14 protein-coding genes are annotated in these 17,965 nt (G+C 49.2%); 13 read left to right on the forward strand and 1 reads right to left on the reverse strand.

From position 1 onward, the window contains the following. Positions 1 to 9 precede the first annotated feature (9 nt). Both FE296_RS25635 and FE296_RS25640 read left to right on the forward strand, forming a co-directional pair. Positions 10 to 780, forward strand: coding sequence for a class I SAM-dependent methyltransferase (locus tag FE296_RS25635; RefSeq protein ID WP_124115167.1), 771 nt, complete (start codon positions 10 to 12; stop codon positions 778 to 780). 12 nt (positions 781 to 792) lie between these two features. Further along, positions 793 to 1,686, forward strand: coding sequence for an NAD-dependent epimerase/dehydratase family protein (locus tag FE296_RS25640; protein WP_150366770.1), 894 nt, complete (start codon positions 793 to 795; stop codon positions 1,684 to 1,686). 230 nt (positions 1,687 to 1,916) lie between these two features. Here FE296_RS25640 and FE296_RS25645 read toward each other — a convergent pair whose 3' ends face one another. Then, the gene (locus tag FE296_RS25645) at positions 1,917 to 2,933 is read right to left on the reverse strand and encodes a LacI family DNA-binding transcriptional regulator (protein ID WP_124115165.1); all 1,017 of its coding nucleotides are present in this window, start codon (positions 2,931 to 2,933) and stop codon (positions 1,917 to 1,919) included. Between the two features lie 417 nt (positions 2,934 to 3,350). On the opposite strand from FE296_RS25645, the gene FE296_RS25650 reads away from it, so the two are divergent. The 11 genes from FE296_RS25650 (at position 3,351) to FE296_RS25700 (ending at position 17,929) form a co-directional block, all read left to right on the forward strand. Continuing rightward, complete coding sequence (locus tag FE296_RS25650; RefSeq protein ID WP_150366771.1) at positions 3,351 to 5,141, forward strand: L-fucose isomerase; 1,791 nt, start codon at positions 3,351 to 3,353, stop codon at positions 5,139 to 5,141. A 124-nt stretch (positions 5,142 to 5,265) separates the two neighbouring features. Beyond that, positions 5,266 to 6,756: a rhamnulokinase gene (locus FE296_RS25655; protein WP_150366772.1), complete on the forward strand. Its 1,491-nt coding sequence runs from the start codon at positions 5,266 to 5,268 to the stop codon at positions 6,754 to 6,756. A gap of 69 nt (positions 6,757 to 6,825) precedes the next feature. Next, entirely contained in the window at positions 6,826 to 7,488 is a 663-nt protein-coding gene (locus tag FE296_RS25660; protein ID WP_124115162.1) for a class II aldolase/adducin family protein, read from the forward strand. Between the two features lie 283 nt (positions 7,489 to 7,771). Further along, positions 7,772 to 8,500: an FCD domain-containing protein gene (locus tag FE296_RS25665; protein ID WP_223869030.1), complete on the forward strand. Its 729-nt coding sequence runs from the start codon at positions 7,772 to 7,774 to the stop codon at positions 8,498 to 8,500. A 43-nt stretch (positions 8,501 to 8,543) separates the two neighbouring features. After that, positions 8,544 to 10,589 (forward strand): hydantoinase/oxoprolinase family protein, encoded by a 2,046-nt coding sequence (locus tag FE296_RS25670; protein ID WP_150366773.1) that lies wholly within the window; start codon positions 8,544 to 8,546, stop codon positions 10,587 to 10,589. Continuing rightward, positions 10,586 to 12,559: a hydantoinase B/oxoprolinase family protein gene (locus FE296_RS25675; protein WP_124115160.1), complete on the forward strand. Its 1,974-nt coding sequence runs from the start codon at positions 10,586 to 10,588 to the stop codon at positions 12,557 to 12,559. The genes FE296_RS25670 and FE296_RS25675 overlap by 4 nt, the downstream gene beginning before the upstream one ends. A gap of 68 nt (positions 12,560 to 12,627) precedes the next feature. After that, positions 12,628 to 13,764, forward strand: coding sequence for an ABC transporter substrate-binding protein (locus FE296_RS25680; RefSeq protein ID WP_150366774.1), 1,137 nt, complete (start codon positions 12,628 to 12,630; stop codon positions 13,762 to 13,764). A gap of 72 nt (positions 13,765 to 13,836) precedes the next feature. Then, positions 13,837 to 14,967: an ABC transporter ATP-binding protein gene (locus tag FE296_RS25685; protein WP_124115158.1), complete on the forward strand. Its 1,131-nt coding sequence runs from the start codon at positions 13,837 to 13,839 to the stop codon at positions 14,965 to 14,967. Then, a complete protein-coding gene (locus FE296_RS25690) occupies positions 14,964 to 15,881 on the forward strand; it encodes an ABC transporter permease (RefSeq protein WP_150366775.1) in 918 nt (305 codons plus the stop codon). Before FE296_RS25685 ends, FE296_RS25690 begins: the two co-directional genes overlap by 4 nt. Continuing rightward, positions 15,874 to 16,719: an ABC transporter permease gene (locus FE296_RS25695; protein WP_150366776.1), complete on the forward strand. Its 846-nt coding sequence runs from the start codon at positions 15,874 to 15,876 to the stop codon at positions 16,717 to 16,719. Before FE296_RS25690 ends, FE296_RS25695 begins: the two co-directional genes overlap by 8 nt. Beyond that, positions 16,712 to 17,929 (forward strand): M24 family metallopeptidase, encoded by a 1,218-nt coding sequence (locus tag FE296_RS25700; RefSeq protein WP_150366777.1) that lies wholly within the window; start codon positions 16,712 to 16,714, stop codon positions 17,927 to 17,929. Before FE296_RS25695 ends, FE296_RS25700 begins: the two co-directional genes overlap by 8 nt. The last annotated feature ends 36 nt before the right edge of the window (positions 17,930 to 17,965 follow it).

Genomic DNA, 17,965 nt, shown 5'->3' on the forward strand with positions numbered 1-17,965 from the left:
TGAGACGAGATGAGCAGAGATGAGCAGAGCAACATTAGAGATGATCAGAAGAACAGCAGAGAAGACAACCGTGTCAATGATTCTGGTGGTTTGGAACTGTCACAGATTGTTTTCATAGGAAGAACCTTCGAGGAATATATGAAGATGTTCAACTTAACGGTAGAGGAGATTACTGGCAAGTCGATTCTGGATTGTCCCGGCGGAGCATGTTCGTTCAGTAGCCAGGCGCGCAAGTTGGGTGCAGACCCCATGGCCGTGGATATTGCCTACGAATATGAGATCGACGAGCTTGAAGTAAAGGGATTTCAGGACATTGAGCATACGATGAAACAGATGGAACCGGTGCAAAGCATATATGTGTGGGATCAATTTGGATCAATCCAGGGGTTAAAGGAAGAACGAACTCGTGCCATCACAGATTGCATCGCAGATATGAGAATGTTTCCTGACCGTTATGTGGCGTCTGTGCTCCCGGATCTACCCTTTGCGGATGAACAATTCGATCTGACGTTATCCGCCCATTTCCTGTTTACGTATGCGGATCGATTGGATGTTGATTTTCATGTTGCCACCGTAATGGAGCTGCTGCGTGTGACCAAACGAGAGGTTCGCATTTTTCCAACAGTGGATCTGTCTGGCCAACGTTACAAACACATGGATGAATTAAAATTAATACTTGAAGAGCTTGGGTACACGGTATCCGAAGAACCAACTTCATATGAGTTTCAACGGAATGCTCACAGCATGCTTCAAATTGTTAAACATAATCGAACAAGGTAGGAGGTTTTTGGGATGAATAAAGTACTTATACTTGGGGGTACACGTTTTTTTGGTAAACGTTTGGTGGATCACTTGCTGTGGGAAGGGAAGTCTCAGATCACAGTCGCCACTCGTGGTAAAACGGATGTTGACTTCGGACCCGAAGTAAACCGAATCAAGATGGATCGTGAAGACCCGGAATCTCTGGCAGAGGTTGCGCAGACAGACATGTGGGATGTCGTGTACGACAATATCTGTTATTCCCCGGATGCGGCGAAAGCGGCATGTGAAGCTTTTGCAGGCCGCACCAAAAGATACGTTCTGACATCCACACTCTCGGTGTACGGTGATCCCAGACCTGGATTTAAGGAAACGGATTTTGACCCGTATACATATCCATTACAGTATGGGAGTGCGGCGGATTTTTCGTATGGAGAAGGCAAACGGCTTGCGGAGGCTGTATTTTTCCAGGAAGCGGATTTCCCGGTTGTGGCGATGCGCATTCCCATTGTACTCGGGATTGATGATTATACGAGAAGACTTCATTTTCATATTGAACATGTGCAAAAAGGAAAACCGATCGGCATGCCAAATCCGGATGCGGAGATTGGATTTATCAATTCCACCGAAGCGGCAAGATTTCTTGCTTGGCTTGGACACTCGTCCATTACCGGTCCGGTGAATGCAGCTTCCAAGGGTACGATTACGCTGTCAGCCATGATACATCTGATCGAGACGGTCACGGGCATGCAGTCCCAGATCCTCACGGAAACGGTGAAAGAGGACATGTCACCCTTCGGAATTGAGCAATCATGGACGATGGAGACGACCAAGGCTGAACAAGCGGGATATACGTTCGAACCTTTGATGGACTGGTTCCCGGGACTCGTTCGTGAGGTCGCTCTTGCATTACAGTCGGAGCGGTAGAATATCGGCTCGGATGGAACCAAAATGAAACTGAATGAACCTGACGAACCAACCGGTTCAGACGAATTGGGTCATTCTAACGTATGAACATCAAACAGGGTGCAACCAGAGCGTAATCTCCGGTGCACCCTGTTCATGTTGTACATTTTTAAAATCTGAATTGAATCTAATCTAGATAAGTGGGACTAATCATTTACACGATATTATTTTGTCAACTCACGCGCTTAACTCTATTTTGGCTCACGTGGGGCGGAGGCAGAGGCCCGTATACGCAGTTCTGACGGTAGAATAATGGTTTGGGCTTCGGAAGGAGCCTTGCCTTCAATCCGGTCAATCAGCATATGTACGCCCTGAAATCCAAAGTCATATGCTGGCTGTGCAGCTACAGTTAGAAAAGGATCAAAAGCAGAAGCCAGATCCAAATCGTCGAAACACACAACAGAAATGTCTTCTGGTACACGCAGTCCTCTTTTGCGCAAAAGCCGAATGACCCCAATCGCCAGCATGTTGTTGGCGGCAAAAATGGCTGTTGGTTGATCCGGTTGAGAGAGTAGTCGATTCAGTCCCTCTACATCACTGAAATCCCGGTACCCGGTTCGAAGCACAAGCTCGGGATCAATATCAGCTCCGGCCTCACGTAAACCCGCTATATAACCTTCCTCCCGCAGTCTGGCGGTAGAAACCTCCGAAGAACCATTGACCAGTGCAATGCGCCGGTGCCCCAATTGCACCAGATATCGGATCAGCTCAATCGCGCCTTCCAGGCTATCTCCGGCAATGATATCTGACGTAATGCCAGGTACGGTGCGGTCCAGAAAGACAAACGGAATGTGACGTTCCTGCAGCTGTTTCAGATGAGTGAGAGAACGATCTCCTGCTGGGGCAAAGAGCACCCCATCCACGCGAGTAGAAAGAATCGCATCCACGTAATCCTTTTCCTTATGGTAATCCTCGTCACTATTGCCGAATAAAAGACGGTACCCACGAAGATGGGCTGCATCTTCAGCACCACGGGCCAGTGTTGTATAAAATGGGTTGGTAATATCCGTAATAAGAAGGGAGAGCATCTGAGTTCGTTGAAGCACAAGACTGCGTGCATTGGAGTTCGGGATGTAACCCAGTTCGTCGATCACCTGTTGCACACGTTCGCGTGTCGCGGAACTTATGCGGCCTGTATGATTAATGACCTTGGAGACCGTCATGGCGGAGACGTTGGCTTTTTTGGCAATATCGTAAATGGTAATCATTAGAATCTAACCTTTCCGCAACATAGTCAGTCTTACCATTCTATAGGATAATGCCAATTGACAGCAAGATAGGCTCATGCTATGTTAGGGTTACCGATAACCCTAAAGGGTTCTGAACGTTTTTACTACATAAACCATTTCGTTGAATTCGCTCATGCACGTTCCATTTTCTTGAATAGAGGAACTACATACATAGCTAATTAATGAAGTGGTTTATTGTTATTTTTTAATATATGTAAACGCATTCAACACTCAAGTAGTACTCTTGATAATCTGTGTATGCAGCTCTTGTGTGCCACTCGGGTATCGGTTGTATTTCCGTCATTATCTCATTCCAATCAATGCATATGGATCAGACAGAAGGTTTCTCAATTCAACCCAAATTCTATGAAACGAATTGAAGGAGGACATTCCAGTATGACACATCAGGATTATCGTTATAAGCAGGCTTTCCCCAAGATTGGTATTCGTCCCACGATTGATGGAAGACGCAAGGGTGTTCGGGAGTCACTGGAAGAGCAAACGATGCGGATGGCGACATCTGTTGCGGAACTGCTTGCAGCCGAACTGCGTTATCCTGACGGGTCCGCGGTGGAATGTGTTGTGGCCGAGACTTGTATTGGCGGAGTGGCCGAAGCGGCCGCAGCATCTGAACTGTTCAGTCGTTCCAATGTGGGCGTAACGATCACCGTGACACCATGCTGGTGTTATGGTACGGAAACGATGGATATGTCACCATCCACTCCAACAGCTATCTGGGGTTTTAACGGAACTGAACGTCCGGGTGCTGTATATCTGGCGGCAGTTCTCTCTGCCCATGCACAGAAGGGGATTCCGGCCTTTGGGATCTATGGAGAGGATGTTCAGGACGGCGGGGATACAACAATTCCCGATGACGTGCGTGAGAAATTACTCCGGTTCAGCCGTGCGGGTCTGGCAGCCGCTACCTTGAAAGGGCAAGCGTATCTGTCCATTGGATCGGTATCCATGGGGATTGCAGGTTCGATTGTGAACGATTCATTTTTCCAAGAGTATCTGGGCATGAGGAACGAATATGTGGATATGAGCGAGCTCACTCGTCGTATTGAAGAAGAAATCTACGATCCTGAAGAGTATAAGCTCGCACTGGCCTGGGTGAAGGAGAATTGTAACGAAGGTCCGGACAACAACGCTGCCCATCTGCAAACGGATCGCAAACGCAAAGAGTACGAATGGGAGACCGTTGTGAAAATGACCCAAATTGTGCGTGACTTGATGGCGGGCAATCCAAGATTGGCTGAGCTTGGTTTCACAGAGGAATCGATGGGCCACCACGCGATTGTATCCGGCTTCCAGGGACAACGGCAGTGGACAGATCATTCACCTAACGGAGATTTTCTGGAGTCGATATTAAACTCTTCCTTTGACTGGAATGGCAAACGTGCGCCTTATCTGGTTGCAACGGAGAATGACAGCCTGAACGGGGTATCGATGTTATTCGGTTCGCTGCTGACACATACGGCACAGATCTTTGCTGATGTGCGTACGTATTGGAGTCCAGATTCAGTACAGCGTGTGACGGGGCACCAGTTGGAAGGAAACGCGAAGGATGGCATCCTGCATCTGATTAACTCCGGTTCCGCAGCTTTGGATGGCACTGGGCAACAGTCCAGAGATGGTAAGCCTGTACTCAAGCCATTCTGGGAAATTACAGATGAGGAAGTACAGGACTGCCTAAAAGCAACATCCTGGAGACCGGCATCCGTAGAATATTTCCGCGGGGGCGGCTATTCAGCGGATTTCCTGACCAAAGGTGGCATGCCTGTAACGATGACACGTCTGAATCTGGTTAAAGGACTGGGACCAGTGTTGCAAATCGCTCAGGGTTACACGGTCGATCTGCCTGAAGATGTGCATGATACGCTGGATCAGCGGACAGATCCAACCTGGCCGTCCACCTGGTTTGCACCTGTTCTAACCGGATCGGGAGCGTTTACTTCCGTATACGAGGTTATGAATCAATGGGGCGCCAACCATGGCTCCATCTCGTATGGACATATCGGTGCTGATCTGATTACACTCGCTTCCATGCTTCGCATTCCGGTAAATATGCATAATGTACCTGAAACGGAAATTTTCCGTCCGCGTGCATGGGGATTGTTCGGCACAAGTGAGCCGGAGAGCGCAGACTACCGTGCTTGCAGTGTATTTGGCCCGTTGTATCGTTAAAATAAAGTTCCATTCCTGTCAAACGCCATGTTCCTTGTGAGTTGAGGTAACATGGCGTTCTCTTGAAAGCTGTGTTCAGAACTCGAATACGGCTTATCGCTTAGAGTTAAGGAGGCTTGAAAGAATGGGCGATCAAGCAGCACATGTGCTTGCTGCCGATTACGGCGCTGGGAGTGGACGCGTAGTCCGGGGTTCTTTTGATGGAAGCAGACTCTCGTTACAAGAAGTTCATCGATTCAACAATGAACCCGTGCAACTGGGGGGCGGATTGTATTGGGATTTCTTGCGACTTTTTCATGAATTAAAACAAGGCATTGTGAAAGGGACGCAAGGCATCTCTCCATCGGTCCGTTCTATAGCTGTGGATACGTGGGGAGTGGACTATGGACTGGTGGATGGTGCGGGAAGGTTGTGCTCGAACCCACGTCACTATCGGGAAGCACGCAACGCACAGTGGATGGAAGAAGTTCTGCACATGGTGAAAGAAGAAGAATTGTATGCCATGTCCGGCGTTTTGCCGCAGCAGATCAATACAGTATTTCAACTGCTAGGCAGTGTACGAGAGCAGGCCGAAGGTTTGCGCCCGGATGTGCGCATGTTATTTATGCCGGATTTGTTTCACTATTATCTATCCGGTCAGCAGGCTTGTGAGTATACGATTGCAAGTACCAGCGGGCTGTTGCATGCAGGAGAGGCGCGTTGGCATGAACACCTGATTGGGCGTCTTGGTATACCGGAAACATTATTTCCAAAACTCGTTCAACCGGGTACCGTGCTGGGTGATTTAACAAATGAGTTGTGCGCCGAGTTACGGACTGGACCGATACAGGTAGTCTCTGTGGGCTCACATGATACGGCATCTGCTTTGGCAGCAATCCCTGCGAATGATTCGGATTTCGCTTTTATCAGTTGTGGCACCTGGTCTCTGATGGGGGTGGAGCGTGATACACCTGTATTGGATGACCGAAGTCGTACACTCGGATTCACCAATGAAGGGACGGTAAGTGGAAAAGTACGCACCCTGAAAAATCGTTCAGGCTTGTGGCTGCTACAGGAATGCAAACGGCAATGGGAGCGGGAGAATCAACTTTTTACACATGAAGAACTGATTCAATTGGCTACCTTGGCAACGCCGCATCAAAGTTATGTATCGCCGGGAGATGGCGTGTATTTGGCGCCAGGGAATATGGCTGAACGAATACGGCAACAATGCAGTCTCACCAGACAGACAGTGCCCGAAACGACTGGAGCGATTGTACGCTGCATTCTGGAAAGTCTTGCACTGGAATTCAGACAGACGCTGGATGAACTGCAGTTGATTACAGGTACAAGACCTCGTGTCATTCATATGGTTGGTGGTGGTGTACACAATCGCCTATTATGCCAGTTTACAGCCAATGCAGCCGGTGTCCCGGTGGTGGCAGGCCCGGCAGAGGCGACTTCAGCCGGGAATTGCATGCTGCAATTCCTTGCGCATGGAGAAGTGAGTAGCTTGGCCGAGGTACGGGAGGTCATGGCTGCTTCCTTTTCCCCCGAGACCTATGAGCCTGAGGATACAGAGCTGTGGCAGGAAGCTTATGAAAACTACCAAAGTCTGAATCAAATCAAAAGGTAATGAACAGATTTAATGCAATGAGCATTGACACAAAATGCTAAAAAGAAAATTATGAGGAGTGGAGAAAACATGTCTGAACAGCAAGTAAGGGAAGAGTTGACGAAATATGCCCGCAGAGCAGTTGCCCAAGGGTTGGTGGTAGGACCCGGTGGGAATCTGAGCGCTCGCTCTGGGGGAACGATGTTGTTGTCTCCGAGTGGTTATGCACTTGAGGATCTGGAGCCTGACGAATGGATCGCCATTGATATCGAGACAGGAGAGACTCGTGCGGGAACAACACGCCCTTCTTCCGAAGTATTGATGCATCTTTACAGCTATCGTGTGAATCCTGATATCCAAGCCATTGTGCATACGCATCCGGCATATACGATCGCACTTAGTCTCGTTTTTGATGAATTGCCTCATTTGTTCCCTGATCAGTCCGCTTTGGTAGGTGATATCGGATTTGTTCCATATGTTCTGCCAACGACGAAACAACTTGCCGATGCAGTCTCAGCAAAGGTAGAAGAACATACGGCACTCATTCTCGTCAATCACGGATTGGTTACGACCGGTAAAAACCTCCGCGAAGCCTATTACCGCACTCAGGTGGTGGAAGAAAGTGCGAAGGTGTATATGATTGCCAAGGCAGCCGGGGAACCTAAAGTGCTTACTGCCGAAGAATACAAGGAAATCCAATCCCTTGAAAGTGAAGCATACCGTGTGCAGTTGCTGCAACAACTCAAGTCCTGAGACCTTATTTGTTCATTCGTGAGTGTGTTCATGATTCAAAATATTACTACCTTAAGGGCAGTTTGCATCCTCCAGCTAAACGTTGGAATACAGGATGTGAAATGCTCTTTTTTACTGTTGAATTAGAAAGCGTAGTAATAAAGCAGAAGTGAATAATTCGTACTAATTTGATGAGATTTGTTGAAACTGAGAGGGCTTGAAGTTATACTATCGTTAATCATCAATGAGTAACTACTAAAAGCACAATAAATAACAATTAAGTATTTAAGAGGGGGTGAATGCAGTGGGTCCTGAGCTAAACGAAATGGAGCTGGAATACGAACTGCTGAAGCAGCTTCGAGACGCCAGCGCTCCCATCGGGGCCAGTACGTTGGTTCATACTTTGGGCAAAACGTATGGTCTGAGTCAGGCAACCATCGGAAGAAGACTTATGGAGATGGATGTTGAAGGTTTTACAGTTCTGGAAGGGCGCAAGGGAAGGACTTTGACCGAACAGGGTCTGGATCGAATAAAGATATTAGAAAGAGAGTTGCAGCAAAAAAGCGTGAATTCACAGTTAATTCAGATGCTGAATCATTCTGGGGAAAAGGCCCTAGTGGATGTTCTCGTTGCCAGAAGGGCACTTGAGCGGGAGATTGCTTCTCTGGCAGCACAGCGTGCATCGAAAGAATACATATTACTGTTGCAAGCATCGATTGTGAACCAGCATGAATTGCTTTCCAAGAATATTATACCATACGAGGAGGACCGGGAGTTTCACAGATTGCTGGCTTATGCTGCTCAAAACCAAATTCTTCTGCATGCGGTTGAACTGGTATGGGAGAGAAGCCGCGATTTTCTGGAAACCGCGTATATTCGCCGGAGAGTAGGAAGTGAATTAGTTGTGGATCATCAGCAGATTCTGGATGCTATAGTAGCGGGATCTCCTGAACAGGCTGAAGCGGCAATGGTGAATCATATCAACCAAATGATCGATGACGTCAAACGTTATTTCACCATGCAAAACCAATAAAACACTTTGAACGAGACCCGGTGATAAAGGAGTTGAGGAGCTTGTGGACACAATCTATCGTTTAGGCATAGATATCGGAGGTACTTTCACGGATGCGCTGGTGATGGACCATAACGGCAGGGTGATTGCGGCGCTAAAGACGCCATCGATTGCAGCAGCTCCAGAACAGGCAATTTTTAACGTACTTGATCAACTCAAGGCGAATGGCGTGAACATTCGTGAGATTGATCTATTTGTGCATGGAACAACACTTGGCGTCAACACGTTAATTGAACGAAGTGGTGCTGTTACAGGCCTTCTGGTCACTAAAGGATTCCGCGATATTCTTGAGATCCGGCGGTTGCGACTTGAGGATACAACCAATCTGTACGGTGACAAGACAGATGCGTTAGTACCGAGACATCGCGTTAAGGAAGTTGATGAACGTGTGATTGCAAGTGGTGGGATACTCCAGCCACTGAATCAAGAACAGCTGTTGCAAGCGGTACATGAGCTGGTCGAGGATGGTGTTACAGCTTTGGCAATTAGTTTTTTGCATGCTTATGTGAATCCTGCTCATGAACAGCTTGCGGAAGATCTGATCAGGGAGCGTTATCCGCAACTGTTCATCTGCCGAAGCAGCGCCATCTGGCCACAGCAGCGTGAGTTCGAACGAACACTCGCAACGGCAATGAACGCTTATGTAGGTGACCGGATGGGGTCTTACTTCCTGCGTCTGCAAGAAGGGATTCAGGCGTACGGCCTCAAAGCCAACTTGCTGTCCACCATGTCCAACGGTGGAATTATGACGGCTGCCAGAGCGGCAAATGAGCCGGTACGTACGCTTCTGTCCGGGCCTGCTTCCGGTGTAATCGCCGCGACCCATATTGCTGAACGAGCTGGCATTCATCAGGTCATCACATTTGACATGGGTGGGACAAGCGTTGACGTTGCCCTCATTGACAAAGAACCGAGCTATTCTTCTGAGAACAAAGTTGGAGATTTTCCTGTCATCATTCCCGCTGTTGATGTAACGGCTATAGGAGCTGGTGGTGGTTCAATTGCCTGGCTTGATTCCGTAGGCGTACTCAAGGTGGGGCCACGCAGCGCGGGAGCCAACCCCGGTCCGGCATGTTATCGGCGCGGGGGAGAAGAGCCGACAACCACAGATGCCTATCTACAGCTCGGTATCCTGCATGCTGACCGTTTCCTTGGCGGACAAATGCGTCTGTATCCCGAACTTGCAGAGCGTACTCTGGGCAATCTGGGAGAGAAGCTTGGACTGAATGCCGAACAGACTGCGCAAGCCATTCTTGATGTGGCAACCGCCAATATGTATGCCCAGTTTTCTCCCCTCATGGCTCGCAAGGGCGTTGACCCCCGCGATTTTACGTTGCTCGCATACGGTGGAGCAGGCCCGATGCATGCTTTTCTGATGGCACGCGAGGTAGGTATCGGCAGAGTGCTGATCCCGCCATCTCCGGGAACACTGTGTGCCATGGGCTGCACGGTCGCCAATCTTCGCAATGATTTCGTTCATACGTTACACAAAAGTACTCAGACTCTGGAGTCTGGTGAATTAAGCTCTCTTTTTGCTGAATTGGAAAACCAGGGACGTAGCTGGGTCGATGAGGAAGCCCGTGGTGTCAAGCTGGACAATATTTATTGCCTATACAGTGCGGATATGCGATATGAGGGACAGGCCTTTGATCTCGAGGTCACGCTGACATTGGAAGAAATTGAAGATCCCAAAAAGGCAGGGATTAAATTCCATATGTCTTACCAAAACGTGTTTGGCATCAGTCAGCCAGAGGCAGAGGTTATGTTCGTAAGTCTCAGAGCAACCATTGTTGGTGTTTTACCTACCCATAACACGGTAGATCCGTCAGATTTGCCATTCGATGAGAGTGCAGCGGAAGAAAGGATCATCACTTTTGACCAGGTACAGCACACAGCCAAGGTACTGAAAAGGGGACAGATTCCATCGGTGGATGCTCCCATCTCCGGGCCCATTATTGTGGAGGAATATGATACAACGATCTTTATCCCGCCTGGATATAAGGTATACCGGGATGTCCACGGGAACGTGATTGGGGAGGTGGAAGCATGATCGGCGACAAAGTCTTTCTTGAGATTTTTAACAACCGGATTCAAGCTGCCGTGGAAGAAATGGCGAATGTTGTTCTGCGCACAGGATTCACCGCTTTTGTCAAAGAAACGGGCGATTTTGGAACCTACCTCTTATCTCCATCCGGGGAAACGTTCGGGTCACCGCTGGAGACGGGTTATAATCTGTCCCTGGGCATCCCTGCTGCTGCGACCATTAACAGCATAGAAGACTGGAAAGAAGGGGATCTCGTCATATGTAATGATCCTTATTCCACTAAAGGCATGGTCACACACCTTCCAGACATTCATCTCATCAAGCCTTATTTTCACGAAGGGAGAATTATCGCATACGGCATGTGCTTTGTTCATTCTTCTGATGTGGGTGGCAAGGTACCGGGGAGTGTGTCTCCCAGCGCCTACGATATTCATATGGAAGGCATTCGAATCGCACCAGTCAAGCTGTATGAAGCTGGTGTTCTGAACGAGCAGATCCTGCGCATGTTTCTGGACAACAGCCGAATTCCGGAGCAAAATCTCGGTGATCTTAAAGCGCTTATGGCGGCATTGAATCGGGGAGAACAGCGGCTTGAGGAACTCATTGCACGTTATGGCGTGGGAAAAATCCAGCAGGGCATCGAACAATTGCTGGAATACGCCGAGCTGAAGGCACGTGCTATTGTGCAGGATATCCCGGACGGTTCCTATGACTTCTGGGACTATCTGGAGAAAGGACCAGGGGGTTATCCTATCCGGTTGCGCTGCAAAATGACGATTGCAGGTAGTGACATTCATCTGGACTTTAGCGGCACCGATCCTCAGGTCAGGGCTTCATTCAACATTCCTACCCACAACCAACAGGGGCATTACATGCTGGTGCCCGCACTTATTCGTTATTTCCGTACACTCGATCCGACGATTCCTTGGAATTCGGGCATGATTCGCATGGTGCGAAATTACGCGCCGCCTGCTTCCGTACTTAACCCGGAGCCGATGGCAGCAGTTGGGGCACGTGCTGCGACCTTTATCCGGCTGATGGACGTTATCACGGGAGCTCTGGGGAAAGCTCAGGGCAGTATGGTTCCCGCGGCAGGAGCTGGACAAGCCTGCATCGTCATGATGGCGATGACAGATGCATCCGATGGCAGGAAAAAGGTGGGCGTAATTCAGCCGATCTGCGGAGGTTCGGGAGCTAGGCCGATGAAAGACGGGATTGACGGCATGGATTTTGCGGTCGGTCATCTTCGGAATATTCCTGCGGAAACGGTGGAATCCGAGATGCCTGTGTTGATTGAACATTATGGTCTTCGTGCCGACTCAGCAGGTGCAGGAACCTTCCGCGGTGGAAGCGGGATTGATTTATGTGTCAGAATTCTAACACCGGATACGGTGATGACGGCCAGAAACATGGAACGTATGGAGTTTCAGCCTTGGGGTAGGCTCGGTGGCGGCGTAGGTTCACATGGAGAAGCGATTCTTAATGCTGGACGTGCAAGTGAGGATCATCTGGGAAGAATTGATGAGCTGTTGCTTCAACCTGGAGAAACGGTTACGTTCTTGTCGCAAGGCGGAGGCGGATATGGTGATCCACTTGAACGTGACCCACGCCTAGTTCTGGAGGATGTAAGAAGGGGGCTAGTATCCCCGGAGAAAGCCCTTGAGTTATACGGTGTTGTGATTGACGGCCTGGAGCTGAACGAGAGCGATACCGAACAAATGCGAGCCAAGCGACCACGGCAGCAGGAGGAATTCGCCTATGGCAAGGCGCGGGAGCAATTTGAAGACATATGGAGCGATGAGATCCAGGTAACGCTGAATCAGGCCTTGCTGAATGCTCCGCTTGCACTAAGAGACTACCTGAAGCGTCAGACCATGGGCATTGTAGAGGAGAAATATAGGGATTCCCTATCTGTAGATCCACGGGAGATATCCGATATTATGGAAGGGTTACGCCAGCAAATAGGGTTGCATTGATCAAGTGTATGGAGACTATCTAGTTCTGTCATATCGGTAAAACCAACTACATGGATGGGGGAATTTGCATGTTCAAATCCAACAAAAAACGCTTTCTCAGCCTCGCCTCTCTAACACTGGCCGGTACATTGGTGCTTTCCGCCTGCGGCGGGGCAGGCAGCTCAAGTAATACTGCCGGAGAGACCGACTCTTCAGGAGCAAGCGGAGACAAAGTTAAGCTGACGATGTTTATCTGGGCTGGCTCCAATCAGGATATCGTTCCGAAAGAAGTGGTTGCCGAGTATGTGAAAGAACATCCCAACGTTGAAGTCACCTTTGAGGAATCCTCCAATTCGGTAATGTACCCAAAGATGGTCGCAGGCAAGCAGGCTGATGCCAACAATCCGGTGGTTAACTTCGGTTACTTCAATGCAGATGCAACGGCAAAAGGATTGAATGATGACATGTGGGAGCCACTGGATACCAGCATCGTGACCAATATCAAGGATATTCCGGAGTCCTTCCACAAGCCAGACAATAAAGGTGTGGTCTGGGGCGTTTCTAGTTTCGCCTTGGTATATAACAAAGACCTGGTGAAAACACCCCCTACCAGCTGGAACGATCTGTGGGACAACGAGGAGTTCAAAGGAAAAACTGCGCTCTGGGACTACATGTTCTATTCCTATATCTCCCCACTTATTGCTGCAAAAGGTCAAGAGATTGGCGCAACCTATGAAAATCCCGAGCCAGCCTTCCAGTTCTGGGCAGATCGCAGTGACCAGATTGGCACATTGGTTTCATCCAATGATCAGCTGAAGGCACTGCTGGAGTCAGGTGATGCGCTCATTGCCCCATTCAGTGCACAGGTTGCACAGACATGGATTGATGGCGGTTCTCCACTGGCCGTAGCATATCCGAGCGAAGGTGCCATCTCCTTCCCGTACACACTTCAGGTAGTGAAAGGCTCAACACCGGAGCAGGCACGTGTTGCAAATGAAATTATTAACGAATTGCTGAGCGCAGAGGCATTGTCACAATACGCGGAAGCAACGGGTACGCCGGTAACCAGTACGACAGCTGCAGTTCCGGACAAGTACAAGGATGATCCTTCCTTCTCCGTCGAAACACAAAGTAACGGCATTAATCCAGACTGGGATGTGCTTGCACAGAACAGCTCTTCCTGGAAGGAACTATGGGACCGACTCGTGAAAACAAAGCTTCAATAAAAGGATTGTTGCCAGGTACACAACGATTCCGGGTTCTGTTCTGAACCCGGAATGGATGGGAGGGAATCAGAGATGAGCAGCGGACAAGAGACCATATCCATTGAAACAAGGAAAGTCACGAAGACTTATGGTGAACGAGCCGCCGTTGATCAAGTAACACTTCAAGTGAAAAAGGGAGAATTCGTTTCCTTGCTTGGTCCGAGTGGCTGTGGCAAAACAACACTGCTACGCATGCTTGGCGGACTTGAGCAGCCGGATCAGGGCACCATTATGCTGGGAGGCCGGGATGTTACCGGCATCCCGGCTTATGGACGCAATAGCAATATGATTTTTCAGCAGCTTGCGCTGTTCCCTCATATGGATGTATTCAACAACATTGCCTATGGACTAAAGGTGAAGAAGTTACCAAAAGCCGATATCCAACGGCAGGTAGGTGAAATGCTTGATCTGGTCCAACTCGGAGACTATGGCAGGCGTGCTGTATCCGAGCTGTCCGGGGGGCAGGCCCAACGCGTCGCCATTGCTCGCGCACTGATCAACAGGCCCGAAGTGCTGCTGCTTGATGAACCTCTCTCGGCATTGGACATGCAGCTGCGTCTAGATATGCAGCGTGAACTGAAACGCATCCAGCGTGAGTTCGGCGGAACGTTTATCTTTGTAACGCATGATCAGAGCGAAGCCATGAACATGTCTGACCGGATTGGGGTCATGCGCGCCGGAAAGCTGCTGCAATATGCAACCCCTGATGAAATCTATGAAAGACCGGCCGATAGTTTCGTAGCCAAGTTCATTGGAGATACCAACCTCTTAGAGACAGAAGTGTTAGGACATGATGTCAATGGAATTCGGGTAGAATGTTTCGGCAATTCATTGCTGGTGAAAGTCAGTGGTGGCAATGCTGTACCGAAAGTGGGAGCACGACATTCCTTATCGATCCGCAATGAGTATATTCGACTTGGAGAAGATGCAACTCATTGCCTGAACAAGCTGGATGGACACGTGATTGAAGCGGTCTATGGCGGAGCAAATACTCGATACAGTGTGCAGATTGCTGAAGGTTTTCTAGTTCAGGCCAGTGTGCTGCATCAGCGGGGAGCTTCACGTTATAGTCCAGGTGAGCCAATACAAATTGGCTTTGAACCAGAGGACGCACTCTTGTTATCCGAACCCATTGATGACCGTGTACAGGGGGCAAGAATATGAACCGGATCGCGGAACGGATCGTGAATCTGTATTCCTTTGGAAACCGCACATGGGTAACCCGGTTGCTGCTTCTATTGCCTGCACTTGCTCTGATGGGCATCGTGTATCTGGGCGGATTGCTGATCTTTGGCAGATATAGCTTTGATATGTATGAGAATGGAAAGCTTATTCGGGGCTGGGATTTAGGAGCTTATCGTGCTTTTCTGTCCGACCCTTATTATTGGAAGCTGATTGGGACAACGTTTCGCATTGCCTTAAAGGTTACGCTATGGAGTCTTCTGCTTGCATATCCGCTGGCCTATTGCATAGCGGGTCTAAAGAAACCTGGCATGAAGCAAATGTTGCTGCTGCTCACGTTCCTACCGCTACTGGTCAGCGCGGTTGTACGTTCTTATGGATGGCAGCTGTTGCTGTCCAAACAGGGTTTCATGAACTGGCTGTTCATCCGTCTAGGGCTAACCGAGGAAGGATTCAGCATGATATACAACGAGACAGGTGTTGTCGTGGCCCTTGTCCATATTTTCCTGCCATTTATGGTCTTCCCGATTCTGAATGTGTTGTCCCAAAGTGACGCTTCCCTAAAGGCAGCTGCTCAGGATCTGGGGGCGGGCAGCTGGAGAACATTCCTGACCATTACCCTGCCTTTATCGGCAAGAGGTATAGCAAGCGGGGTACAGATTGTGTTCACGTTATGCCTCACCGCGTTCACCACACCTCAACTGATCGGTGGGGGAAGAGTCATGACACTTCCGGTGTTTATATACCAGCGAACTTTGGACACGAACTGGCCGATGGCTGCGGTTGCTAGCCTGTTCTTACTTGTGTCTTCCATTGTTGTCTCGTTACTTGTGAATAAAGGAGCAGAAACGTTGATGTTCCGTCGTTCCCGTAAGGGAGGTCAGGCGTATGGTTAAGTCGAACAGGAGCACCAAACTGTTACTCTACATCTTTGTGGGCGCCGTAGCGATTTATTTGCTGCTGCCACTGCTGATGATTATGTTGACATCTGTAGGCTCAGGTTCAGCCAGCAAATTTCCGCCAGAAGGTCTAACCTTGAAATGGTATGCCAATCTGAGTGAGCAGACCCAATTTCTCGATGCATTCAAGAACAGCCTTATTGCTTCTACAGGGGCGGTTCTGCTGGCTTTGATTACAGGTACGCTTGCTGCGTTAGCGATCGTGCAATACCCTTTCCTGGGCTCGGGTATCTTACGGGCATTTTTTGTATCTCCGATGGTTATGCCGAAAATTACGCTGGGTATCGCCTACCTGATTTTATTCTCAAAAATGCATATTGCAGGCGGACTGTTTGCACTTATTTTGGGTGAAGCGGTCATTGTGCTTCCATTCGTGCTCACTATTGTGGGCAGTGCGTTAGCCAATCTGCACCCGGCTCATCGGGAAGCTGCCGCGGACCTTGGTGCAGGACCGATGCGTATTTTTTTCACGATTACACTTCCACAGCTCCGACTATCCCTGCTTCTGTCAGGGTCAATCGCTTTTGTCTTCACTTTTGATCAGGTAGAGGCTGCACTGCTGCTGCTCCGTCAGGATAGCTACACGTTGCCAATACAGCTATTCCTGTATATGGAGAAATGGCAGGACCCAACAATTGCTGTTGTGTCTGTCGTTCTGATCGCTTTTGCGCTGGCTCTGTTTATGACGATTAAACTAGTGCTGCGCTCTGTACCAGGACTTGAAAGTTTGTTTGGTCGCAGGAAAACAAAAGGAGGTCTGGATCAAAATGAATAATTCACAGCATCTATCCCATAGCTCAGGTCTGAATCGGGATCGGGCGGAAGAAGTGATGAAAGCGCAGGGACTAAGTGCCCTGATTGCAACTACTCCGGAGAACATTCACTATGTCATCGGGTCCCAGCTGCGTGCAAGCAACTGGACGATGCAGATTTATGCGGTTCTGCCTGCCGACAGATCTGCTAAGCCGTGTATCGTCATTCCAACGAATCGGTTAGGCGTTGTGGCCCAGTTTGGTATCACGGGGGTAGATATATTTGCCTACAGTGATTTCTTCGTGGAAGGTTCAATTGAAGGCAAACCTTCCACTAACGACATTGATTTGTTCTATTCTCTCCTGCAAACGACGGTTATTCATCCAAGTCCTGTTGAAGCACTCAAGGCAGCATTAAAACAGCTTGAGATCGAAGATCAGCCGATTGGAATCGATGAGATGCGGATCGCTCCCGATATTCTGACGAGAATCAAGGAGGAGGTTCCTGACAGACCGGTAATTCCCGCTTATAAGTTGTTCCGAGAAATCCGTCTGGTCAAGACACCTTTTGAAATCGAGCAACTGCGTCAGGCTGCCCAATTAAATGAACGTATTGAGCAGGAACTAATTGACCTGATTGCCGCAGGTATTCATGAGAAGCAACTTGCCGATCATTATCGTCTGGCTGTGATGCGAGCAGGTGGAACTCCGGCAATGACAGCGGTAGGGGCAGGGCCACGCAGTGCATTGCCACTCATCGAAGATTATTTTCATACGATTGAGGTTGGAGATCAGGTCCGTTTCGACCTCTGCCTACAGCTAGAAGGATACTGGGGAGATACGGGCCGCACGGTTGTTGCAGGGGAGCCTACCGCCTGGATGAAAAAGCATTTTGATGCAGTCAAAAATGGATGGGAGACGGCACTTGAAACCGTGCGCCCTGGCGTCAAGGCGTCGGAAGTATTCCATGCGGCAGTATCTCGCGTACAGCGTGAAGGGATTCCACATTACCGACGTCAGCATGTCGGACATGCCATCGGGTTGGAACTGTACGACGATATAACCCTCTCCCCGGGTGACCAGCGGATACTGGAGCCCGGTATGGTGTTATGTGTTGAGGTACCATATTACGAGTTAGGTGCTGGTGGATTCCAAATCGAGGATACAATAGTCGTAACGCCAGATGGTTATGAGTTTCTGACCCATATGGAGCGGAAACTATTCACTAAATAACGATAAATGGAAGGCTTCACTGACCGGCGATCAGGC

Source organism: Paenibacillus sp. UASWS1643, from assembly GCF_008693195.1.
In the GTDB taxonomy this organism is placed as follows: domain Bacteria; phylum Bacillota; class Bacilli; order Paenibacillales; family Paenibacillaceae; genus Paenibacillus; species Paenibacillus amylolyticus_B.

Bases quoted from the DNA above. Each gene is read 5' to 3' on its own strand.
- FE296_RS25635 (WP_124115167.1), top strand. From the start codon at position 10: ATGAGCAGAGATGAGCAGAGCAACATTAGAGATGATCAGAAGAACAGC.
- FE296_RS25640 (WP_150366770.1), top strand. From the start codon at position 793: ATGAATAAAGTACTTATACTTGGGGGTACACGTTTTTTTGGTAAACGT.
- FE296_RS25645 (WP_124115165.1), bottom strand. From the start codon at position 2,933: ATGATTACCATTTACGATATTGCCAAAAAAGCCAACGTCTCCGCCATG.
- FE296_RS25650 (WP_150366771.1), top strand. From the start codon at position 3,351: ATGACACATCAGGATTATCGTTATAAGCAGGCTTTCCCCAAGATTGGT.
- FE296_RS25655 (WP_150366772.1), top strand. From the start codon at position 5,266: ATGGGCGATCAAGCAGCACATGTGCTTGCTGCCGATTACGGCGCTGGG.
- FE296_RS25660 (WP_124115162.1), top strand. From the start codon at position 6,826: ATGTCTGAACAGCAAGTAAGGGAAGAGTTGACGAAATATGCCCGCAGA.
- FE296_RS25675 (WP_124115160.1), top strand. From the start codon at position 10,586: ATGATCGGCGACAAAGTCTTTCTTGAGATTTTTAACAACCGGATTCAA.
- FE296_RS25680 (WP_150366774.1), top strand. From the start codon at position 12,628: ATGTTCAAATCCAACAAAAAACGCTTTCTCAGCCTCGCCTCTCTAACA.
- FE296_RS25685 (WP_124115158.1), top strand. From the start codon at position 13,837: ATGAGCAGCGGACAAGAGACCATATCCATTGAAACAAGGAAAGTCACG.
- FE296_RS25690 (WP_150366775.1), top strand. From the start codon at position 14,964: ATGAACCGGATCGCGGAACGGATCGTGAATCTGTATTCCTTTGGAAAC.
- FE296_RS25695 (WP_150366776.1), top strand. From the start codon at position 15,874: ATGGTTAAGTCGAACAGGAGCACCAAACTGTTACTCTACATCTTTGTG.
- FE296_RS25700 (WP_150366777.1), top strand. From the start codon at position 16,712: ATGAATAATTCACAGCATCTATCCCATAGCTCAGGTCTGAATCGGGAT.